Annotated in this window: 22 protein-coding genes; 14 read left to right on the top strand and 8 right to left on the bottom strand. The window is 47.6% G+C overall.

Features of this window, described 5'->3' with window-relative positions; translation table 11 throughout:
* Positions 1–334: 334 nt before the first annotated feature.
* The 4 genes from GMA8713_RS13160 (at position 335) to GMA8713_RS27715 (ending at position 5175) form a co-directional block, all read left to right on the top strand.
* Entirely contained in the window at positions 335–2131 is a 1797-nt protein-coding gene (locus GMA8713_RS13160; protein WP_062710481.1) for an AMP-dependent synthetase/ligase, read from the top strand.
* A 521-nt stretch (positions 2132–2652) separates the two neighbouring features.
* Entirely contained in the window at positions 2653–4371 is a 1719-nt protein-coding gene (locus GMA8713_RS13150) for an acetolactate synthase 3 large subunit (protein ID WP_062710477.1), read from the top strand.
* Complete coding sequence (ilvN, locus tag GMA8713_RS13145) at positions 4371–4868, top strand: acetolactate synthase small subunit (RefSeq protein ID WP_002537707.1); 498 nt, start codon at positions 4371–4373, stop codon at positions 4866–4868. Before GMA8713_RS13150 ends, ilvN begins: the two co-directional genes overlap by 1 nt.
* Positions 4869–5022: 154 nt before the next feature.
* Entirely contained in the window at positions 5023–5175 is a 153-nt protein-coding gene (locus tag GMA8713_RS27715; protein WP_198159506.1) for a hypothetical protein, read from the top strand.
* A gap of 86 nt (positions 5176–5261) precedes the next feature.
* On the opposite strand, the gene pykF is transcribed toward GMA8713_RS27715, so the two are convergent.
* On the bottom strand, positions 5262–6674 hold the full coding sequence (gene pykF, locus GMA8713_RS13140; protein ID WP_062710474.1) for a pyruvate kinase PykF: 1413 nt from the start codon (positions 6672–6674) through the stop codon (positions 5262–5264).
* A 642-nt stretch (positions 6675–7316) separates the two neighbouring features.
* On the opposite strand from pykF, the gene GMA8713_RS13135 reads away from it, so the two are divergent.
* Positions 7317–8756 carry a transporter substrate-binding domain-containing diguanylate cyclase gene (locus GMA8713_RS13135; protein WP_062710581.1) on the top strand — a complete coding sequence of 480 codons (1440 nt, stop codon included), beginning with the start codon at positions 7317–7319 and terminating at the stop codon, positions 8754–8756.
* On the opposite strand, the gene GMA8713_RS13130 is transcribed toward GMA8713_RS13135, so the two are convergent.
* Positions 8753–9646, bottom strand: a complete 894-nt coding sequence (locus GMA8713_RS13130; protein ID WP_062710471.1) for a GGDEF domain-containing protein — start codon at positions 9644–9646, stop codon at positions 8753–8755. The two genes, GMA8713_RS13135 and GMA8713_RS13130, sit on opposite strands and share 4 nt — an antisense overlap.
* A 312-nt stretch (positions 9647–9958) precedes the next feature.
* On the opposite strand from GMA8713_RS13130, the gene GMA8713_RS13125 reads away from it, so the two are divergent.
* The 5 genes from GMA8713_RS13125 to GMA8713_RS13105 all read left to right on the top strand — a co-directional run bounded on the left by GMA8713_RS13125 (position 9959) and on the right by GMA8713_RS13105 (position 13556).
* Positions 9959–10438, top strand: a complete 480-nt coding sequence (locus GMA8713_RS13125) for an SEL1-like repeat protein (RefSeq protein ID WP_062710468.1) — start codon at positions 9959–9961, stop codon at positions 10436–10438.
* A gap of 111 nt (positions 10439–10549) precedes the next feature.
* Entirely contained in the window at positions 10550–10876 is a 327-nt protein-coding gene (locus GMA8713_RS13120; RefSeq protein ID WP_062710464.1) for a ribbon-helix-helix domain-containing protein, read from the top strand.
* 113 nt (positions 10877–10989) lie between these two features.
* Entirely contained in the window at positions 10990–11385 is a 396-nt protein-coding gene (locus GMA8713_RS13115) for a VOC family protein (protein ID WP_062710461.1), read from the top strand.
* 51 nt (positions 11386–11436) lie between these two features.
* Entirely contained in the window at positions 11437–11979 is a 543-nt protein-coding gene (locus tag GMA8713_RS13110; protein WP_062710458.1) for a hypothetical protein, read from the top strand.
* Positions 11980–11981: 2 nt separating this feature from the next.
* Positions 11982–13556 (top strand): GMC family oxidoreductase, encoded by a 1575-nt coding sequence (locus tag GMA8713_RS13105; protein ID WP_062710455.1) that lies wholly within the window; start codon positions 11982–11984, stop codon positions 13554–13556.
* Positions 13557–13586: 30 nt separating this feature from the next.
* Here the strand turns inward: GMA8713_RS13105 and GMA8713_RS13100 are convergent, their stop codons facing one another.
* Positions 13587–14321: a VOC family protein gene (locus tag GMA8713_RS13100; RefSeq protein ID WP_062710453.1), complete on the bottom strand. Its 735-nt coding sequence runs from the start codon at positions 14319–14321 to the stop codon at positions 13587–13589.
* Between the two features lie 291 nt (positions 14322–14612).
* On the opposite strand from GMA8713_RS13100, the gene GMA8713_RS13095 reads away from it, so the two are divergent.
* Positions 14613–15173: a hypothetical protein gene (locus GMA8713_RS13095; protein WP_157515604.1), complete on the top strand. Its 561-nt coding sequence runs from the start codon at positions 14613–14615 to the stop codon at positions 15171–15173.
* 30 nt (positions 15174–15203) lie between these two features.
* Here GMA8713_RS13095 and GMA8713_RS13090 read toward each other — a convergent pair whose 3' ends face one another.
* Positions 15204–15971, bottom strand: a complete 768-nt coding sequence (locus GMA8713_RS13090; RefSeq protein WP_198159505.1) for a substrate-binding periplasmic protein — start codon at positions 15969–15971, stop codon at positions 15204–15206.
* A gap of 155 nt (positions 15972–16126) precedes the next feature.
* Positions 16127–16759 (bottom strand): 3'-5' exonuclease, encoded by a 633-nt coding sequence (locus GMA8713_RS13085; protein WP_062710443.1) that lies wholly within the window; start codon positions 16757–16759, stop codon positions 16127–16129.
* A gap of 311 nt (positions 16760–17070) precedes the next feature.
* Here GMA8713_RS13085 and cspE point away from each other — a divergent pair, with 311 nt between their 5' ends.
* Positions 17071–17283, top strand: a complete 213-nt coding sequence (gene cspE, locus GMA8713_RS13080) for a transcription antiterminator/RNA stability regulator CspE (protein WP_062710440.1) — start codon at positions 17071–17073, stop codon at positions 17281–17283.
* 62 nt (positions 17284–17345) lie between these two features.
* Here the strand turns inward: cspE and GMA8713_RS13075 are convergent, their stop codons facing one another.
* From GMA8713_RS13075 to GMA8713_RS13065, 3 genes are all read right to left on the bottom strand, one after another.
* Positions 17346–19067: a glycoside hydrolase family 30 protein gene (locus GMA8713_RS13075; RefSeq protein WP_062710438.1), complete on the bottom strand. Its 1722-nt coding sequence runs from the start codon at positions 19065–19067 to the stop codon at positions 17346–17348.
* A 187-nt stretch (positions 19068–19254) separates the two neighbouring features.
* Positions 19255–20106 (bottom strand): alpha/beta fold hydrolase, encoded by an 852-nt coding sequence (locus GMA8713_RS13070; RefSeq protein WP_062710435.1) that lies wholly within the window; start codon positions 20104–20106, stop codon positions 19255–19257.
* A 396-nt stretch (positions 20107–20502) separates the two neighbouring features.
* The gene (locus GMA8713_RS13065; protein WP_062710432.1) at positions 20503–20850 is read right to left on the bottom strand and encodes a hypothetical protein; all 348 of its coding nucleotides are present in this window, start codon (positions 20848–20850) and stop codon (positions 20503–20505) included.
* A 241-nt stretch (positions 20851–21091) separates the two neighbouring features.
* Between GMA8713_RS13065 and GMA8713_RS13060 the strand changes: the two genes are divergently transcribed.
* Positions 21092–21499, top strand: coding sequence for a MerR family transcriptional regulator (locus tag GMA8713_RS13060; protein ID WP_062710428.1), 408 nt, complete (start codon positions 21092–21094; stop codon positions 21497–21499).
* A 33-nt stretch (positions 21500–21532) separates the two neighbouring features.
* Positions 21533–22426: a sterol desaturase family protein gene (locus tag GMA8713_RS13055; protein WP_062710425.1), complete on the top strand. Its 894-nt coding sequence runs from the start codon at positions 21533–21535 to the stop codon at positions 22424–22426.
* The last annotated feature ends 360 nt before the right edge of the window (positions 22427–22786 follow it).

The following is a 22786-nucleotide window of genomic DNA, read 5'->3' as shown; positions in this document are numbered from 1 at the left end:
ACACCCAGAATATTGACGAAAAACCGGCTTATGCCGGTTTTTTTGTGCATGTTACTTCCCGTGGAATCACGCTTTCAGGGGCGGCAGACCCTATTGATTACAGCCTGTTACAACTTTTCTGAAAGTTGAGAAAACAAGTGTACTCTGAAATGAACAGTAGTCTTCAAATGCATTGTCTATATTTTATCCTTTCTGCATGCGCTTTTTCTTGTATTTGACGGGGGAGCTATTACACTGCCTTCGGATTTTTAGCTTACAAGTGTTAGCTAAGTTTTTATCGTCGTTCCCCCCACGCATTCATAGGGGACGCAACCTCGTGCTGAGAGAGAATTAAATGGCGCTGGAACTTCATATCGTTAACCGAATCCGCGAGCAGGTAAAAGCTCAAGGCGACAAGATCGCGCTGCGTTTCCAGCAAGGAAATAGCTGGGGCGAAATAAGCTGGCATCAGTTCGGTGAGCGCATTGATACAGCTTCTAAAGCGATGCTGGTATCTGGCCTCGCTGTGCAGGACAAAGTTGGTATTTTTGCCAACAACTGTGCGGAGTGGAGCATAGCGGATGTCGCTGCTCTACAGGTGCGCTGTGTGCCAGTGCCAATTTATCCAACTAATACAGCTGAACAGGCTGCCTATATCCTGCGTGATGCAGGTGCACGTATTCTGTTCGTTGGCGACCAATCGCAGGCTGATGCGGCGATGTCGATTGCGTCTAGCTGCCCAGCGCTGGAAAAGATTGTCAGCTTTGATGACAACGTTGATTTTGCCAGCCATGAAATGGGCCAAAGCTGGGAAGCTTTCCTACAAACTGCCAATGACAACGTAGAGCAGGAAATGCTGGTGCGTATTTCAGACGCTTCAATGAGCGATCTGATGACATTGATTTACACCTCTGGGACCACAGGCGAGCCAAAGGGGGTGATGCTGGATTACGCCAATGTAGCAGCCCAGATTGAAAGCCACGATAAGGTGTTGGGGATCAGTGAGAACGAAGTATCTCTGGCATTTCTGCCGCTGTCTCACGTGTTTGAGCGTTGCTGGAGCTTTTATGTCCTGCACCACGGTGCGACCAACTGCTACCTGTCTAGCACCGAGGCCATCCGTGAAGCGCTTCAGGAGGTAAAACCTACCGTAATGTGTGCGGTTCCGCGATTCTACGAGAAGATATACAGCGCCGTACACGAGAAAGTGGCGACTGCCAGTCCGGTGAAAAAAGGTATGTTCCGCGCCGCGGTATATATCGGCAACCTGATGGCGGAAATTACCCGTAAAGGCAAGAAACCAGCGCCGTGGCTGAAAAGCGCTCACCGAACTGCTGATAAGTTGGTATTGAGCAAACTACGCCAGCTTCTGGGTGGCAATATTACTATGATGCCGTGCGGAGGCGCGAAGCTTGAGCCAGCTATTGGCCGTTTCTTCCACGCGATTGGTGTGAACGTGAAACTGGGCTATGGCATGACCGAAACCACGGCGACGGTTTCTTGCTGGGACAGTGCGAGTTTTGACCCGGACTCCATTGGCATGGCAATGCCAAATGCTGAAGTGAAAATTGGCAACAACAACGAGATTTTGGTGCGTGGCCCTATGGTCATGCGCGGCTACTACAACAAGCCAAAAGAAACAGCAGAAACCTTCACAGCTGATGGCTTCCTGAAAACTGGCGATGCTGGCCATATTGATGCGCAGGGTAACCTTTTTATTACTGACCGCATCAAAGAGTTGATGAAAACCTCCGGCGGTAAATACATTGCGCCTCAGATGATTGAAGGTAAGCTGGGCAAGGACCACTTCATCGAGCAAATCGCGGTGGTCGCAGACGCACGTCATTTTGTATCTGCCTTGATTGTACCTTGTTTTGAAACGCTGGAAACCTGGGCGAAAGAGTTCAACATCAAATACCACGATCGCATGGAGTTGATTAAACACAGTGAAGTGGTAGCAATGTTCGAAAAACGCGTTGAAGAGCTACAAAAAGAGCTGGCGAAGTTTGAGCAAGTGAAGAAGTTTACGCTGTTACCTTCAGAGTTCTCCATGGCACAAGGTGAATTGACGCCTACCCTGAAGCTGCGCCGTAAGGTGATCCTCGAGCGCTACAAGAAGCAAATCGAAGCCATGTACAAGAAGCACCGCTGATTTGTTTTCACTGAAAAGCCCGGCCTAAGAGTCGGGCTTTTTTATCGCATCCTTTCGCGTATTCCTGCTTTGGAACTGGTGTTAAAGTGTCTTTAATGTGCTACTTCAATTGCATTCTGTCGGTAACAGCCAAAAACATACTTTTTTCATGCCTCATTTTTCTTGGTGAGCGAACACTAAATATCGCCAAAAAGGAACTTTTCAGCAATGAATGCTAATTCAGGTATTTATATTAGAGTCTTTAGTGACGAAAGTTCATCCAATCAGAGTATTACTGGGAATCTGGGTTAAGCGATAGACATATTTGCTAACAAAGCGTTAAAGTTGTGGTGCTCAAGAGGTGGTGAGTTGCTGGTTGCAGCAGCCATCAAAATAGCCCTTGAGTGGAAGCTTTTTTGATTCTTGTTACGACCGGAGTCAAAAGCATAGCTGGCATGGATTGGCGGCAAACAGGTAGTCACGCCGACATCCATCTCTAGGCTACAAATAAGTCCTAAACTATGCATACATGGAGGCATATAGTGGAAATGTTGTCAGGAGCCGACATGGTCGTTCGTTCGATGATCGACCAAGGCGTAAAACATATATTTGGGTATCCGGGCGGATCGGTTTTGGATATCTATGATGCACTGCATGAGAAAAGCGATATCGAGCACGTTCTCGTTCGCCACGAGCAAGCAGCTGTTCACATGGCCGATGGCTATGCCCGCGCAACTGGCGAAGTCGGCGTGGTACTGGTCACTTCAGGCCCAGGCGCAACCAACGCCATCACCGGTATCGCAACCGCGTATTACGATTCAGTCCCAATGGTTGTTTTGTCCGGTCAGGTAATGAGCAACCTGATTGGTAACGATGCCTTCCAGGAATGTGACATGGTGGGTGTTTCCCGTCCTATCGTAAAACACAGTTTTCTTGTGAAAAACACTGAAGACATTCCAAAAGTCATCAAAAAAGCCTTCTATTTGGCGTCAACCGGCCGTCCAGGTCCTGTGGTTGTTGATCTGCCAAAAGATATGCTGAACCCAGCAAATAAATATCCTTACGAGTATCCGGAAAGCATGTCCATGCGTTCTTACAACCCGACAACCTCGGGTCACAAAGGACAAATCAAGCGTGGTCTAAAAGCACTGCTTGAAGCGAAAAAACCGGTTCTGTATGTGGGTGGCGGCGCTGTCATTTCTGAATGTGGCGAGCAGATTAAAACGCTGGCAGACACACTGAATATTCCTGTTATCAGTACGCTGATGGGCCTTGGTGCTTATCCGGGTACGGGTGACAAATCGCTGGGTATGCTAGGCATGCACGGCACGTACGAAGCCAATATGGCGATGCACAATGCTGACCTGATCTTCGGTATCGGTGTCCGCTTTGATGACCGTACAACCAATAATCTTGAAAAATACTGTCCAAATGCCAAGGTCATGCACATCGACATCGATCCTTCGAGCATTTCAAAAACTGTTTCGGCTGATATCCCAATCGTAGGCTCGGCGGATGTGGTACTGAACACCATGTTGAAGATCCTGACCGAACAGGGGGGCACGAATGATGAAACAGCGCTCGACGCTTGGTGGAACAACGTCAATGTATGGCGTGAGCGTCAGTGTCTGGCTTACGAAACGAACAACGAGCGCATCAAGCCGCAACAAGCGATTGAAGCGGTTTACAAGCTCACCAATGGCGACGCATACGTAGCATCGGATGTTGGCCAGCACCAAATGTTTGCTGCGCTTTATTATCCGTTTGATAAGCCCCGTCGCTGGATTAACTCTGGTGGTCTCGGCACCATGGGCTTCGGCCTGCCTGCTGCAATGGGCGTGAAGTTCGCGATCCCAGATGCAGAAGTGCTGTGTGTGACCGGTGACGGCAGTATCCAGATGAATATTCAGGAACTGTCGACGGCATTGCAATACGATATCCCCGTCAAAATTATCAACCTCAACAACCGCTTCCTCGGTATGGTGAAGCAGTGGCAGGACATGATTTATCAAGGCCGTCACTCTCATTCTTACATGGATTCGGTGCCTGATTTTGCTGCGATTGCAGAAGCTTACGGTCACGTAGGTATTCGCATCAGTGATCCGGCTCAACTGGAAAGCGAACTGGCACGCGGCTTGGCGATGAAAGACAAACTGGTTTTCTTCGACATCAGCGTGGATGAAACAGAGCACGTTTATCCTATGCAGGTTCGTGGTGGTGCAATGAATGAAATGTGGTTGAGCAAGACGGAGAGAACATAATGCGCAGTATTGTATCGATTTTGATGGAAAACGAACCGGGCGCATTGTCTCGTGTAGTCGGCCTTTTTTCACAGCGTGGCTATAACATTGAATCTCTTACGGTTTCCCCGACAGACGATCCAACGCTTTCCCGTCTGAACATCACGACCACCGTAGTTAAAGCGTCAGAGCGTGAGCAGATTGAGAAACAACTGCACAAGCTAATTGACGTGTTGAAAGTGAGCAATGTGACCGAGTCAGAGCATATTGAGCGCGAACTAGCGATGGTGAAAGTGAAAGCGAGCGGCTTTGCCCGTGCAGAAGTGAAACGTACTGCTGACATCTTCCGTGGCCAGATTGTAGACGTGACTAACTCGCTCTACACGGTGCAGATTGCAGGCTCAAGCGACAAGATTGAAGCCTTCATCGCAGCGATGAAAGATGTCACTGACATCATTGAAGTGGCACGTAGTGGTGTTGTAGGCATTGCACGTGGTGAACGCGCACTGCGTCAGTAAAACTGACAAGCGATACCAGTAAAAACCGACAAGAGCCGTCGGTTTTTTTGTGTCTGATGGGCTGCTGGAAGATGCTCTCGGCTTGTGACTTTCTGCCCGAAATGTATACTCCCGGGGTACAAGAAAAACAAAATAAACCCAAGAGAAAGCTGTTGTGTTGCAAACCATCAATAAGTATTTGGTGAGAGTGACAACCTTGTCTCTGGCTGTCCTGACGATTAAGGTCGGCTGGATTTATCTGGTGCCGATGGCGGTACTGATGAACACTCACCGCAATGAACTGGTTCCATCCAGATTGAAGAAGTAAAAGCCCAAAGAAACAGAACTTTAGCCCGAGCGCTAAAAACAAAAAAGGAGCCAATTGGCTCCTTTTTTATGCACGGTATGGTTCGATTACAGAACGTGTACAGATGCAGTGTTGGTAGTACCAGAAGCAACCAGTGCGCCTGAAACCATAACAACAATGTCGCCTTTCGCAGCCAGACCTGATTCCAGAGCGATTTCTTTACCACGACGGTAGAACTCGTCAGTGTTTTCGAACTGGTCAACAACCACTGAAGTCACGCCTTTGCTCAGGCAAAGTTGCGCAGCCGTTTTCTCGTTGATGGTTACAGCGATGATGTTTGCAGTTGGGAAGTACTTGCGGATAGAACGCGCAGACTTACCCGCTTCAGTAGCAACAACGATCAGAGGAGCACCCAGCTTCTCAGCGGTGTCTACTGCGCCTTTACATACTGCTTCAGTGATACGCAGGCGAGAGCTGTCCAGACGTGAGCCCAGTTCAGCTTTCAGTACCGCATCAGTACGCTTAGCAATTTGCGCCATGATGGTCACAGCTTCAACTGGGTATTTACCCTTCGCAGTTTCACCAGACAGCATCACTGCGTCAGTACCGTCCATGATCGCGTTTGCAACGTCGCCCGCTTCTGCGCGAGTTGGACGTGGGTTCTTGATCATTGAATCCAGCATTTGGGTTGCAGTGATAACCACTTTACGTGCGCGGTTACATTTCTCGATCATCATCTTCTGAGCAAAGATAACTTCTTCAGCTGGGATTTCTACACCCAGGTCGCCACGTGCAACCATGATGCCGTCAGACAGCTCCAGGATCTCGTCGAAGTTATCAACGCCTTCCTGATTTTCGATTTTAGAGATGATTTGGATGCTCTCGCCGCCGTTTGCTGCAAGAAGCTCACGAATTTCTTTAACGTCAGACGCTTTACGGATGAAAGAGGCAGCGATGAAGTCAACGTCTTGCTCACAACCGAATACCAGGTCACCTTTGTCTTTTTCAGACAGCGCAGGTAGGTTGACAGAAACGCCTGGCAGGTTAACGCCTTTGTTTTCGCCCAGATCACCGTTGTTCAGAACTTTACAGATAACGTCAGTTTCTGTGGTTTCCAGAACTTCCATTTCGATAAGGCCATCATCAACCAGGATAGTGTTACCTGCAGCCAGATCTTTTGCGAAACCAGGGTAGGTTACTGCAACGCGCTCTGCGTTACCTACTACTGAAGCGTCAGTAGTGAAAGTGAAAGTTTGGCCTGCAACCAGAGAAACATCGTTGCCGCCTTCCAGCTTGATGGTGCGGATTTCAGGACCCTTGGTATCCAGCAGGATAGCCAGTTGCTTGCCGCTGTTTTCCATTACCTGGCGCAGGTTAGAGATGCGCGTGCCGTGCTCTGCGAAGTCGCCGTGCGAGAAGTTCAGGCGCATTACATTCATGCCTGCATCTGCCAGCTTAGTCAGCATCTCTACTGATTCGGTTTTTGGTCCAATCGTACAAACGATTTTGGTCTTTTTCATGTAGGGTTCTCTCCGGTCGAACTTTTACTACCCAAGGGATAAATGTCACTGTAGCCACGTTATTCAGGCTCTTGCGTTTTGTAATAAAACAACAAGCTACTGTGTGATGAGCGGCAATATTGCCAGGTGCTCTTACAGCGTTAATACAGATTCATGCCACATAATTGTGTTGTCCAAACGCAGATTCGCTTGGACAACACAACTCATCGATGAAAGCGGACACAAGTATACATGCTTTATATGGCGGAAATTTGATCATAGGCAATGGAAAAAGGGTTATTCCAACCTTCCTTCCACGTTCCACCCTAATGATACAGCCAAGTGCCTTTTTCAGGGCCGTAAATTTACCACATAAACTTAGCTAGATCACTAATCAGCAACGATTAGATAAAGCGCAGTGAACATCAGTAAATATTGGGTTGAATGCGTCAAAAGATAGCTCACTTAGCGAGGATCATGCCTGAGTTTTTTTGAAAAAAAATGACATTATTTCGTTGTGACGTAAGCGTTTTACGAAATTTTTCATCAATTCATGGATCTATATCCCGCTCTGACTATTCAATCGTTAGACAACACGTGGTCTGTTGATTAATTTTTGCGACAATGTTGGCACTGATTCACCTGGAGGAAAAACTGCCTTTGATGCATTTGCTTCGGTTATGCCGGTTCGTGTGTGGCGTTGTAGTACTTGCACTGGGGATCTCCCAGTCGGTTGCGTTGGCTGAAACGGATAAAGACACCATCATCGTAACGAATTCTCATAGCTGGAAGCCATTTGCTTTTTCGGAAAATGGCATCGCTAAAGGGTTGTTGGTTGACTACTGGAAGTTGTTTTCAGAGATTAACAATACGCCTGTTGAATTTACTCTCTCAGACTGGAACGACTCTTTAGTTGCCATGCAAGAAGGCGGACGAATAGTACACGCCGGTTTGCTCTACTCAAAATCCCGCGATAAATATCTGGATTACGTTTTTCCCCTCTTTGAAATTACCACCACCCTCTATGTGGTAAACGATAGCGAAGAGCTGAAAACACAGGGAGTGGTGCCGGGTATGGTGATTGGTGTGGTAAGCGGCGGCTTTGAAGAGGAATATCTGAAGATGCGCTACCCATTGGTTGCCACTATGGGTTTTGATAACAATGCTGCGCTGATTCAGGCCGCGAGGAATGGCAAAGTCAAACGCATGTTGGTGGACACGCAGGTCGCTACTTACTACTTGCTTCAGCAGGAGAATTCGCTGGGATTCGTGCCTATCGAGCGCATGTACAAGAAAATGCTGTATGCCGCCGTGCCAGCAGGCAATGAGTTACTGATGCGTGAAATCGAAAGCGGTATAAAGAATATCCCTCCTCATGAAATAGACCGCATCAAACAGAAGTGGCTTAACACCAGCAGAACCACGAAAATCCCCGGCTGGCTTTGGCCTTTCATAGGATCAGCGCTTTTACTTGGCGCAGCTAGCTACATCCTCTTGCTTAAACAGGCAGTCAATCGCAAAACCCGGGCCCTTAAGGCGCTAAACAGCAAACTTGAAGAATATGCGTTTACGGATTCCTTGACCGGACTGATGAATCGACGTGGCCTAGATAGGGTTTTCGCGAGCAAGCGTGTAAAAATTATGCTCAAGCGTGGTCAATTGGGTGTGTTGATGCTTGATGTTGACCATTTCAAGAAAATTAACGACAAATACGGCCACCTGAAAGGTGACGAAGTGCTGAATAATTTGAGTAAGGCGCTTAACAACTATCTGCGTGAGGCTGTGGCTATATCGCGTATTGGGGGCGAAGAGATTTGCTTGTTGCTACCTGCAGAAGACTTTCACGACCTAAAAGTAATCGCTGACTATATATGTAGCTTTATTGTGCCGCAGGCTTCTCAGGACGGTATCGGTTTAACCGTGACGGTATCTGTCGGGGCGTTGTTGGTGGATAAAGATGGAAAGGAAACGTCGCTTGAGGCGCTGCTGCATCACTCAGATCGCTTGATGTACCAAGCCAAAGAAGCGGGGCGTAACAGGGTGATGCTGGGCTGCCTTTCCAGCCAACAGCATCATAGATATTCAAATCCGGTTAGTGTTTAGCTTTTATCATCGGACGGCTCGTCGTAATTTATCACTCGGTTACGTCCGGTTTTCTTTGCAGTGTAAAGCGCTTCATCTGCACGTAAACTGGCTGACAGAAAATCTTCTGTTGCGTCGAGCGCTGTCGCGCCAATGGATATAGTGCAACTGATGGAAAGAGGCTGTGAATTAGGGTGACTGACCCGCACTTCACGGTCTTCCACTTCCTGCCTTAGTTGCTCTAATCTCAAGGTGGCTTCGGCTTGGTTATCCGCCCAGATAAGCAGGGCAAACTCCTCCCCACCAAGACGGAACGCATACTCATCCGGTGCGGTGAAATCTTCGACTTCCTGAGCAAAACGACGCAATACAATATCGCCAACCGGATGGCCAAAGGTGTCGTTGATACGTTTGAAGTGATCGATATCTGCCATGGCGAGATACTGACGACGCTGTTGGGCAGCATGGCGTTCACTGAACAAATCCAGCAAATAACGACGGTTGTAAAGATTGGTGAGGTCGTCCCGGTTTGCCATATCGCGCAAGGTGCGTTCACGACGGATTTGGTCGGTCACAACACTCACAAACGTACACATGGCTTTTTCACCATACCAGTCAATCACTTTGTCAGAGATTTCTGCGATCATCGGATTCCCTTTCAAATCCGTATGATTAATCACTTCCGGTGGCGTTGGGATCCCGGTTTCCATCGCATGATTGTAACGGCGCTGGGCTTCTGGCCAGTGTTCCTCTTCAAAGAGCACACGGATCGAAGGCAGACTCAGCACGTCTTCTGCACTTGCCATTCCACTGAACTTGGCGAATGCGTTATTGGCATACTTAGGAACAAAGTTTATGTGTATAACGCAGGGATTGGGGTGGATGTCGAGTATGTCTTTAAAATCTGGCATCGCGTGGAGAAAGTGCTGGTCAAAAATTTAATGTGAAAGTTATCACTTATCAGTGTAAAAACTGAGATGTGTTTCAAAAATTTTGAATTGTCGTTAGAAACTAATCATTTTTAAGACAGCTGTCTTACATCTTTGTTTGCAGTGAGGCGAAAAACTATCATTCCGCTCAATACCGACACGGCTTTATCACTGTCCAGTTTTCCTCGTTTTTTCACCTAGATCTGACAAAATGGCAGGTTATTTTCGGTAAGAAAAGCGAATGACTGCTAGTGTGAAACCAAGACTGTCAGGATTGGTTGAAGAGGTTGTTTCATGTCTGGATGGAGAGTTTTTCTGGGTATTGGTGTTTTTTCTCTACCTCTTACCCTATCTGCGCAGTCGAGCGAATTTGCTTACACCGAACAATTAGACAGTGATAACCGCATGAAGTGTCTTTATGGTTACTTCGCGGAGAAAACCGGTGACCATGATTTTGCAGTCGCTATTCTCGAAGACTGCATTGCTCGATGGAATGACGTTTATTCTATGCTACTGCTAGCCCAAATCCACGAAAACGGCGTTTACTCCGCCCCCAATCCCGTCCGCTCCACAGCCCTGATGAAACAGGGGGCACAACTCAACGACGAAGCGGGCTACTCACGACTTGCCCGATATCACTATGGTAAGGCTCTTTACGAGGGTTTTGGCATCGCTGTTGATAAAAGCAAGGGCAAAAAATACCTCCGAATGGCTGCTCATGAAGGGGTTGAGGCTGCATGTGAATACCTTGAACAGAATGATGAGACCTGCTGATTGTAGACAGACGTAAAGTTTCCTATCGCTTCGCTGTCTTAAGGATGAGGCAAGACCACATGGCGACTATGGATATGCTCAATAGGAGTAGTAGCGCAAAGGTAAGAAGTCATGTGTACCATTTTCGCTGGGCAGGATCCCACCAATTACGAGATGCATTCCCGCTCTGTTCGCCTTGCGGGACATTCCACCAGTGTCAGGCTGGAAAAGAAGTTCTGGCAAATCATCGATCATATCGCTCACTCCCAGGGCATGAACACGGGTAAGTTCCTCTCCACGCTTTACGATGAAGCCTTGGATATCAACAGTGATGTCACCAACTTTGCGTCGTTGCTTCGCTGTAGCTGTATTCTTTATCTGAGCGAGCCACACGGAGTGTTGGACCTTGCCAACGCTGAACTTCGCCAACAAGCCGCGCTGGAGAAAAAAGTGGTATAGGTCAACAGACCTTCGTGATGTTAACAATATTTTCACATGCGGTAGCATGATACCACCTAAGCAGTTGTTCCCATCGTTATAGTGGGTTTACCCAATAACGTATGGAGGAGCTTATGGCGAAACTCATTCATTCGATGATCCGGGTATACGATCCGGATCGCTCAATAGCTTTTTACAAAACCGCCCTCGATCTCGACGTTGCACAGCGCTTCGATTTTGAAGGCTTTTCCCTCATCTATCTGCGCAATGCCAGTAACGACTTTGAGCTGGAATTAACGCATAACCACAGCCAGACCGAACCCTATACCCACGGAACGGGCTATGGGCACCTTGCCGTCTGTGTGGACGATCTGGCAGCAACGCACTGCAAAATCAGGGATGCCAATCTAAACCCTGCCGAAATTAAGTCCATGAGCTACCAAGGTACGCCTATGGCAAGGTTCTTTTTCCTGACCGATCCCGATGGCTACAAAATCGAATTCCTTGAGCAGTCCGGACGTTTCCAATAGAAAAAGCGCAGCACTGTTTGCAAAAGGACACTGAAAGCGAGGAGAACAGCAATGAATAACGTGAAACCCCAATACTCCAGACGAGCCATTCTAAAAATGGGAGTGATGACCGCCACCGCCGCTTATGCCTATGTGGCAGTGGGTATTTCCCTGTCCGGTAAATCCTGGGCACTGACAGTCAAAGTGCTGGATAACAAAACCGCAAACAATCTAGTGAACATTGCCCGCAGTATTTATCCCCACCCGAGTCTTGGTGATGTCTACTATGCCGCTAGCGTGGAAAGTATTGATGCGCAGGCCGCCAATGATCCTGCTTTGAAAAAAGCTCTGACTGATGGCGTAGCAAACCTCATGAAAGACGCGGGAGGTGATTGGAATGGCCTTGCCTCGTCGAAGCAAGCTGAACTGCTTCAGCAGGTGGCGAGTGAACCTTTTTTTCAGGCAGTCCGCGGCAACATGGTGGTGTCCCTTTATGACAACCCTGGTGTCTGGCCTGCCTTTGGTTTTGAAGGCTCTTCATTTGAAAAAGGTGGTTACATCAACCGTGGCTTTGACGATATTCAATGGCTGCCAACATCCGGTAAGGAGGGGTAATCATGGCTAAGCAGTATGACCTGACTGACGAGAATGTGGTGGTAGTGATTGGCTCCGGAGCCGGTGGCGGAACTTTGGGAAATGAGCTGGCACAAAAAGGCGTCGATGTTGTGTGTCTTGAAGCCGGTTCGCGCCTTGATTACCGTAAGGACTTTGAAAACAACGAATGGAAGATGTTTGGTAAAGAAGCCTGGCTGGAACCCAGAACCACGTCCGGCACCTGGGAAGTAGCAAGAGATTTTCCCGGCTTACCCGCCTGGATTTGCAAAACCGTTGGCGGCTCAACACTTCACTGGGCAGGCGCAAGCCTTCGCTTTCAGGAGCACGAATTCCGCACCCAAGACGTGTATGGAGATGTGAAAGATGCCACCTTATTGAACTGGCCAATCACACTGGCGGAGCTTGAGCCCTACTACGACAAAGCGGAAGACAAAATGGGCGTGACCCGCACTCATGATATTCCCGGTCTTCCCGGCAATAACAACTTCAAGGTATTGCAAGCTGGTGCCACTAAAATTGGCTACAAAAATGTGCATACCGGACGCATGGCAATCAACTCCGAACCGCGAGATGGACGGGCAGCCTGCCAGCAGCTTGGGTTCTGCTTCCAGGGCTGTCGAATGGGTGCGAAATGGTCGACGCTTTACACTGAGATCCCGAAAGCGGAAGCGACAGGTCACTTTGAGCTTAGGCCCAGCTGCCATGTGCTGAAAATTACCCACGATGCATCAGGCAAAGTAGATGGTGTACTTTATGTAGATGCCGATGGTAATCAGCAATATCAGAAGGCGCGCATTGTCTGCTTAGCCGGTAACTCAATTGAAAGCCCGCGTGTGCTGCTGAACTCCGCCACTGCCATGTATCCGGATGGGCTTGCAAACAGCTCAGGCGAAGTGGGGCGTAACTACATGCGCCACGTGACAGGCTCTGTGTATGCTGAGTTCGAAAATCCCGTGAACATGTACCGCGGAACCACGATGGCGGGGATTGTGACTGATGAGTCCAAACACGACCCATCCCGAGGCTTTGTTGGTGGCTATGAAATGGAAACCCTTTCGCTGGGCCTTCCTTTTATGGCGGCTTTTTTAAGGCCGGGGGCCTGGGGCGAGGAGTTTGCCAAAGACATGGAAGGCTACGAGCTTATGGCGGGCATGTGGATTGTCGGCGAAGACATGCCACGTTCGACCAATCGCATCACGCTCAACACCGATGTCAAAGACCAATTCGGATTGCCGGTTCCTAATGTTCACTACGATGATCACCCCAATGATATCGCCATGCGAAACCATGCCTACAAGCAAGGTGCCGCCATTTATAATGCCGTCGGCGCAGTGAAAACCCACAAAGTCATTCCATATCCGTCGACGCATAATCTTGGCACCAACAGGATGAGTGCCAAGGCACAGGATGGTGCAGTCAACCGGTGGGGGCAGTCCCACGATATCGATAACCTGTTTATTTCTGATGGCAGTGTATTCACCACGGGTGCGGCTGAAAATCCGACTCTGACCATTGTCGCCCTCGCGATCCGTCAGGCAGATTACATTGCTGATTCAATGAACAAAAAGCTGATTTAGCCTACCACTCCCCGGCGAAAGCTGGGGAGTTCATTTCCCAAGCCCTGCGTTTTTAAGTGTTTTAGGCGTGATTTCCTCCCCGCTTGCCTCAAAAGCAAACAGGCCGCTTTCTCCCTCTTCAGGCAAAGCGAAAGGCTGTGCGTCATCAACCAGCTGAAACTCCAGCACAGTGTAGGGACGCTGCCACAACCATTCGCGGTTAGCGACTGAATTTAAATCCTGCTCTGGCAAAGCCTCATCAATGAAAGAGTAGAAATAGAGTGTGAAGCCATATTGGGTAACCGGCTGGATAGATTTCAGCGTAAGGCCAATGCCGTCAGCCCACTTCTGCATGGCATCTTTGTTATGACAGCGAAGCGTAATGTGCGCTAATGTCGCACCATCAGCTACAGGGTGTGAGAGCGTCAGGTTTTCAGGCTTATTACCTTCAAAAGTGGTTTGTAGCAACTCAATGATCAGCCCATTGGGATCAGACAGATGGGCGAGGTAGCCAATATCTTGAAACTGGCGGGGGGAAGAGACATTCGCACCCTGCGAGCGCAGCCATTGGCAGGCGGCGTCCAAGTCCACCACAGTGATGCCGATTTTCCAAAAGCCATCGGTTGGTGCTGGTTGGTAAGAGGTCTCTGACGGCACAAAAGAGAGGGATGCACTTTCGCCTTCAAACTGCCAGCCTGAATCAGTCAATCGCATACCGATAAGGTCTTGATAGAAAATAAAAAGGTTCTCAGTAAGCTTTGCTTTGATAGTAATGGTAGTGAACAATCACGTAATCTCCGCCGTCTGTGTGGTTTTCATTGTCACTGTTTTAGCAGTAAAAAGTGCGATGAAAAAAGTGTGATTTCAGAACGATGTTCTATTATTGGATTTTAAATTAGCCAACAGCGCCACAAAACACACTGATAGGTTTGCAATTTGAACGTTATATGTACAAAAATCACTACAACTCATATTTTTTTGGGAATGGATCTCTCGGTAGTGCTTAGGGCTTCAATTCTTGCAGTTTCATTGTTATCAGTTTTAGGCTGTTCAAACGAAAAAGATGGGGATGTCTTTTTGGAGCAGTGCTTTGCTGACCGTCAATATAACTATGAATGCGATGGTGTGACCTTCACAGCATTGGAGGGCTTGATTGAGCAAGCCAGCAAGGAAGAACTGATGGTTAGAGTGGGAAGAGAGCCTTTTACACTCTCTGACCCTGCTGGCTTCGAAGGACTGTCTGACGTGGATGTCGATTATCTGAAAAACCTTTCTATCAAATTCTCCGGTACGATCAAAGAAGCCACATGGATCCAGAAAAGCTTTGATGTAGAAAACCCACGCATAGACTGGTTTGAGATGCCGGATAAAGAGCACATTGACAATATTCTCAAAGAACAAAAAATGCGCTCGGCAATGTTGGATGCCCGCGGCGGGGAACATGAAGCCTATCAATACTGCGCAGCGCAGGCGGAGAGCTTTTATGGTGCCGATTGTGGTTTCGACCCAACCTTTGAGTCTATATGGGACAAAGACACCCTTTTCACCATGGTGAGCTGCAAAGGGGAAAGTGGCAAGAAAACCCGTTTTAAGTGCAGTACCTATAACGGTACGACCGTTCTTGAATCTTATTGGTAATCATCCCAAGGCATCTGCTGGACTTTCACACTAATATCCAAGGTCCGAATAACGGCGTATGATTTCCCCATACTTGCCTGATGCTTTTACCTGATCCAATGCTGCTTGCCAGCGGGCAATTTCTTCATTTGATGTGTCTTTCGAGAAGGCAATATAAAGCTCGATGTTAAATAACTTGATGTCGACTTTTTCAATGGTGTCCGGATTAATACCACTTTTTAGTATCATCGACTGGTAGGCAAACTCCCCAATCGGAACCAACTCCCCTCGTTCCATTGCCAACATGGCAAAACTTTGTATCGGCGAATTGGTCATGTAGAGGTTGTTGAAACCTTGAGCCTGAAGAAAGTCTGTTTCTGGAAAACCACGGGTGACCAGAATAGAGTTCACCGCTCGTGCATCATCCAATGATTGGATATCAACGTTACTATCTTTATGACGAAAAAAACGCACCCTGTCTTCGACCAAAGGGCCAACCCATTTGAATAGTGGCTCTCGCTCTTTAGTGCGGCTCATAGAAAAAATAATACGGCGTTTTTTCCGCTGTGTCTCTTTGAAGGCTCGCGCCCAGGGAAGGAGCTCGATATCGTTAGGGTGTTCCACAATTGCGAAAACCTCCCTCACTATCTCGACGGATAAACCTCTCAGCTCACCGTTTTCCACATAACCAAACGGCGCAAAATCCTCTGTCATGACTGTGAATCTTTGGGATACTGCGTGCTGACTGAATATCAGCAGCGGCAGTACGAAAAGGCATCGAATGGCGGAGGTTAACAGCGACTTATCCAGGATATTCATTCCTTCACCTGACATTACGGATCGTTTCGTTCTTACATGTATAGACGACTAAGTCTACTCAAGACGATTGCCAGGTTGTGTTTATTTGCGCGAAATCTCAATAGTGAATTCAGTTGCACCAACATGTCGCATAATTGTTGTCTAAGAGATTGATACTAAAGACTGATTTTGCTGCGCTGTTTGTTCAAAAAGGAAGGCAATGCCTGCTTGCTGGTTTTACTGATGGTTTGCATCTGTGCAAAGGTGAGGTTGGTGATACCTTGTTGCTCCAGTTCATGCAGCATCAGAAGCCAGAGTCTTGCTGTCATTTCGGCATCCGCTAACGCGCGGTGGAAAACACCATCGTGTGCGATGTGTTTGAAACGCACCAGATCGCCAAGTTTATGGGTCGGAGAGTCCTGAATCAAACGACGTGCAATGAGCATTGAACAGGTAAACTGGCCGGAGTAACCCGCGCTCAGACGCTCGAGCTCCGCATCTAAAAAGCGTTTATCGAAAGAGGCGTTATGTGCCACAAGGTTAAACCCGGCGATAAACTCCGCAAACCTGATCATCACATCTTCACAGTCCGGTGCCGAGCGTAGCATATTGTTGGTAATGCCGGTGTAACCCTCGATAAAACTGCTGACACGGAAGCCAGGGTTCATCAATTCCTGAAAGGTATCGACCACTTTACCATCAACTAGCTTCACCGCACCAATTTCAATGGCACGGTCGCCCATGTTTGGCGATAAACCTGTGGTTTCGAAGTCGAGCACGACAACGGTATTGGCTGGTGTAGATGGCATAGAGAGGCTTCCGGAACGAAGAAAACAGAGGATGGAGTATACAAGTAAACGGCGGTATGCGTGAAAAGTGAAAATAAAGCTCGCTATTTAACCAGTAGCCTGTATAGTGCGCGTCTGGCTCAGAAAGAGCTGTTAATGCCAAATTTAGTTTAAGTTTCTGCTCAGCGACTTCTCGATAGTCTTCGTTAATACCCTGCGTCAACTTGTGCTTCATCGACCATTCAATAGCTTTCCGTACAGCCTTATTGTTTAACGCTTGCTTTGATGTTTCGCGTTAACACACTCATTTAAATACAAAATTAGAGGTTACTATGTCTGATAAAATGACTGGTCTGGTAAAATGGTTCGACGAAACTAAAGGTTTTGGCTTCATCACTCAAGACAACGGCGGCAAAGACGTGTTCGTTCACTTCCGTGCAATCGTTTCTGACGGTTTCAAAACACTGGCTGAAGGCCAAAAAGTACGTTTTAACGTTGAGCAAGGCCAAAAAGGTCCTCAAGCGACTAACGTAGAAGCGCTGTAATTCAGCGAGAGACTGCGCAGTAATCAGTATATTGCGCAGTCTTACTTCAAATTTTCACTTCCTCAAGCACCTATCCTCAATAGTTGAACCCTCACCGTTTGCAACGCATTCGCTGGAAGGGTTATCTGCGCAACCTGCGCACCAATCCTCAAATCAAACTTTATCGACTTCTTGGTCGTATTCAGCAGTTGTACACTGAGCAACCCCGACTGATTCAGCGTCGCGCTGGCATGTAAATCATCATGCCCCAATCCGCCTAACACGGTATCGGTTTTGACTGCCTGGTCACCAGGACGAATCGTACGGCTGAACTGTGCCAGCACATGGTAAATTGGCGTGTAGTAGACGTGGCCGGTTTCCGTATCAATCATGATTGGCGCGCCACAGAAATTCCCAGCGTGGTTGGGGCCGCCTTTGGCATCTAATACGGCATTCCAGTCTACCCAGCCGTTCATCCAGTGATTGAAGCCAACAATAATATCGCGCGCGTAGCGATGCACCGGCGTATAGATGGGGTGGTTTTCCGGGTTTGGCGCCCAGGTGGCGGTGTATGCCCAATCCGTGGCGTTTTCATTCCACCAGAACCCGTCATTATCAAACCAGCCGGACTCCTGAAACTTCACCGGATCCAGAATACCTTTTGGCGCAGGTTTACCGAGATCATCGATACACCCTTCGGTATGAATGATGGCAAAATCCGGGAACTTTTTGTGTACCTTCTCCAACACCTTCTCATATACATCGACCGTGCTGGAATACCAGTGAACCGCAGATCCATAGACATAAGTCGCGGTGTCTGGATCACCCAGGATGATATCCGTCCAATGCTCCAGATGATCGCGGTTTTGATCGTAGATCAGCAATCTTGTATCGCTGAAAGCGCTTTCTTTTAAGGCCGGACCAAGGAAGGTTTTGATGAAGGTATTCTGGCTCTCAGCAGAGAAGTGCATGCTCTCCCAGTTGCCGCTGTTGCCATGTGGTTCATTGACTGGCGTTAAGCCCCAGATATCAACGCCGGCTTCTTTGTAATGTTCAAGGTACTTCACCAAATAATCCGCATAAGTGGATTCATATCCCGGTTTGAGCGAGCCGCCCGTTCCCTCCCAGTCGTTCTTTTCCGTGCCTTTGATAAACCAGGTATTGATGTCCTTCATCCAGGGCGGCGCTGTCCACGCGGAAGCAATGATGTTCAAGGAACTGTCATCCTGTATGGCTTTAATCGACTGAGCCTCTTTGATCATCGGTAACACATCGAACGATTCATCCTGAATTCCAGGGTACTTGGCTTTTGAAAAGCCATTGCTGTCTGGCTCGATGGTGAAATACTCAAGCGTAGTATCACCTTCTACTTCGGCGTAGCTCAGTTTGCCTTCGACTGAAAAGTCGGTAGAACCAATTGGCGTGCGCGTCAGCGAGAAGTTGGCGCCTGATTCGGCATAAAGCTTTTCCATTACCTCATGGCGTTTTGCTGGTGGTAGATGCGCTAAAACAAACGCTGCCGACTCGGTAAAAGACGTACCAATTCCGGTAATGGTCTGTTTGGTGATATCTGGCTGGATCACAACCAGCGTGTCACTTTCTTCGCATTCGGTGGTAAAAGGCTGGTTTGGTACCACTGACATCTTATCGCCCGCCTCACTGGTCAGCAGGATTTCAGTGGTCGACGTTAAGCCAAAGTTCTTGTTTGTACTCAATGCTTTCTCCCTGTTGTCACCGGAAGTGCAGAAAGCAGCGTCATCGCGGAGCGCAAGATAAGCGCTTGTAGCGATGGCACTCACTTCCATGTTGTTCGTTCCACAAGGGGAATGATGATGTAAAGTAAAAAAGCCGCACATTAGTCCCTGCTGTGCGGCTTGTTACGTATACCTTTTCTGATTTTCGAATGTAACCAGAGGCCAGATTTACTGTTTTGCTTTTCTTGTGATCAATACAATCTCAATAGTTCCAAACAGATCAGAAAAACGGTGGATACTATTCGTTGCGCTCGGCATCCGCGATGGCAACTAATGCATCAGCGACACCTTTTGGATCAGAAAAAATCACGGCATGGCTTGAATCAAGCGTGAACTTACCTTTAACAGGTTGCCCCTGAATCATCGCGTCCTGAACGGCTGGTGGAATAGCATTATCTTCAGAGCATTTCACGTAATAGCGCGGAATGCTGCCATAATTTTCCTCTGTTAGCGACAGCTTATAGGTGAGCGGTGCAGTCGGCTCCATCACCATAGCGGCTTTTGCACCTTCAACGGCTTCTGCGGGTAAATCATGGGCAAAGGCATGATGGATTTCGGACTCTTTGATCCCAACAGCTGTTTTATCTTCGTTAAAGAAGAGGTTATCGAGCACGGCAGAGCCCTGAACGCCTTGCGTGGCATCCATAAAAGAGACACTATCAGGCAGCATGAAAGCACAGAGGTAAACCAGTGCACTGATTTTATCAGGGCGCGCTTCGGCCACTTGGCTTGCAATCATCCCTCCAAAACTGTGACCGACCAAAATGGTCTTATCATCTTGTTTATCCAAGATATCGGTCACTGTTTTGACATAATCCTCGAAAGTAATGTCTGCTGGTTTGGTTTTGTCTGCCCCATGTCCTGGCATGTCGGGGGTATTGAAGGTGGCGGATTGTTGCTTCAAGACTTGCTCTTGAACACCTTGCCATTGGAAGCCCCCAAGCCAGGCTGAATGGATCATAGTGAAATTATCAGATGCAGGCACGTTTTCTGAAGTCACAGAGTCAGAAGAGCATGCGGCAGAGAATAAGGCGATTGCAATGGTGATGGTTTTTACGATATTGGTGCTGAAACGTGGTTGAAAACTCATATTTCTACTCCTTTCCAATAGAGTTAATAGGTCAACCCAAATGGGATGTCGCGTCTTGCTTCCTTTTTTCTATTCGCTTTGTTGTGAATCTCCGAATGACTATTTCTTTGTCGTAAAAACAGAAAAAGTTCTTTACCCAATGGATCAATGTGAGTACTGAACATATCTTTTCAACCAGGGCTTTTAGCAGGCGTCGTTAACAATATGATGTGTAAAGTGAGTTTGGTGTAGAAGGCTTTTTTAAAGTGTATCAACTAACTCAAACACTTATGATATGGGCCATGGCTTAAAGCTTTCTTTTTGACTGTAGGGCTTTATGTTTCTCGAAACACTCTTGAAAGTGAGACCTTCTGCCTCACTAAAGCCGCCCAGAAAAGGGTCGGCAAGGTTAATTTTTCAGGAGGTGGTTTCTGTCGATTTCAGCCACTCAATGGCGAGTTTTTCCAACGAGCCCCAACTCGTAATTTCATGGGTGCCGATATGAAAGCGTGAGGAGGTGAGTTGTCCGTATAGTTTGAAATGTACTTTTTCCCTAGGGTACTGAATAACGCAATACACTGACTTGGCAAGGGTGTCGATATCAAACGCCACCACCATGATAGGGAGAGAGGTATCCCCCCCGCGAATGTTCAGACGCAGCACCACAGGTAGCCCTGCATCGTTAGCAAACATATACATAGGCACGACACTGTGCTTGCTGCCACTGGGGAGCAACTTGTGAAGACAATCCAGCCTGTCGAGCATACATTTCCCCTTAGAAATTAAGGATGAGAGAATCCTTAGCTATCTATCGAGTGTAGTGGCGGATACGAATTTTAAGTATGATCTGGTTAAAAGTTAAGCAATTTCGGTCTCGAAGTGATGGGCCTGTGTCTGTTGCAAGGTGGTGGGATGTAACTGAAAAATACACGGTCTTAAAACCTCTCTCGAGAGCTGCACTATTCTATCAATCAGTAGCCAAGCTTATAGCCAGGAGCAAGACGAGATGTACATTGGCAAATTATCGGAAGTGACGGGCGCATCTATTAAGGCAATAAGGTTTTACGAAGAGATTGGTTTGCTGAACAACATAAAGAGAGCTGGCAAGTATCGGGTTTACAACAAAGATCACATTGCCCTTGTCAGGTTGATCATCAAAGCCAAATCACTGGGTTTCACATTGTCACAGATGAAGAAATTTGTTGAGCGGGAGCGTCATGCCAGCCCTTGGCATTCTATTTTAGAGATGATCACCCAGAGAATCGCTGATATTAATGACACGATCATCCAACTTGAAATGAAAAAAGAACACCTCTCAGAATACAGAACAAGCATTCTGGACTGTCTTGAGAATAACCCTTCCTGTGCGCTGGAAGATGCAAAGCTTGACTCTCCCCTTATAGGGAGACTTTAAGGTAGACCCTCAACACATAAAAAGGGGGTTACCATGGTTCATTTACTATCACGCTACTTACTTTCTGTCTCCCTGTTTCTGAGCATCACGCTTTTTACTGTTGCTTACACACAAGGCTGGGATCTTGAACTTGCTGTGTTGGTGTCAACCATCATGACACTTTTAGCCGCGAGTATTGTCGAGCGCATACACCCCTTCAAAGCCACATGGAACAATAGTCAGGGCGATATTAAGATGGATGTGGCTAGCGCATTGGTGCTCGCAGGTATTCTGGACCCCGCTTTGAAATATATGGCCCCTATTGCCATTATCGCTCTATATTCGATATTCACGCTTTCTGCAGACAGTACAAACCTCGGTAGCTTGCCAATAGCGGTACAAATCATCATGGTCACGCTGCTGGTTGAATTTGGGCGCTATTGGTCACATCGCCTGCACCACACCGCCATGCCACTGTGGCGTTTCCATGCCATGCATCACAGTAGTGTAAGGTTATATGCTTTCAATAATTTACGCTTTCATCCACTCAACTACATCATCAATTTTTCGGTTGGGGTCTTTCCTGTCATGCTTCTTGGTTTTTCTGCTCAGGCCTTTCTGGGGTACCTTGCCATCAGCCAACCCGTATTAATGCTTCAACACGCTAATATTCCCCTTAGAAACGGTGGGCTGAATTACCTATTTAACACTAACGAGCTGCATCGTTGGCACCATTCAACGTCGGTTGATGAAGCTAATTCAAATTACGGCAACGCCATCGTGTTATGGGATCAGCTATTCGGAACGTACCGGTATGAGCCGAGTGCGAAGGATGAAGTCAGAAGTGTCGGCTTATTCCAATCCAGTAACGATTACCCGGCAACTGGAGGCTACTGTAAGCAGCTATGTACTTCCTTCAAAATAAGCAACCGAGGTATGAGCGAATAACACAGAACTTGATTATTAGAATTGAGAGGGCTGATAAAGCCTGACTTTAATATTCTTTCAGATTAGCTAAGCACAAATTTTTGATGCTTAGCTAAACATCTAATCAATATTGAGCGTCTTCATTCTGATATACCCAAACAGACTGAAGATACTTGTGTTCAAAGGTCATCAATGCGTTCAGCTTGAGGCAAATTTCACGAGGAATAGTCGTTCTATTTCCCCTGAGGTTTAACGAAGAAGTGGGCGCATTGAAGGCCTTCCTTCGGGCGAGTTGACTGACGCCGTGCTCATCGTTGTACTTTTTGATGGAGATGACGACACCTGTAAAGGCACACCGCGATCACAACGCCAGTCAATCTC

Origin of the sequence: Grimontia marina, from assembly GCF_900060185.1 — a bacterium.
Lineage (GTDB): Bacteria > Pseudomonadota > Gammaproteobacteria > Enterobacterales > Vibrionaceae > Enterovibrio > Enterovibrio marinus.
The sequence above is the reverse complement of the archived record's forward strand: the minus strand, read 5'-3'. Positions and strand labels throughout refer to the sequence as shown.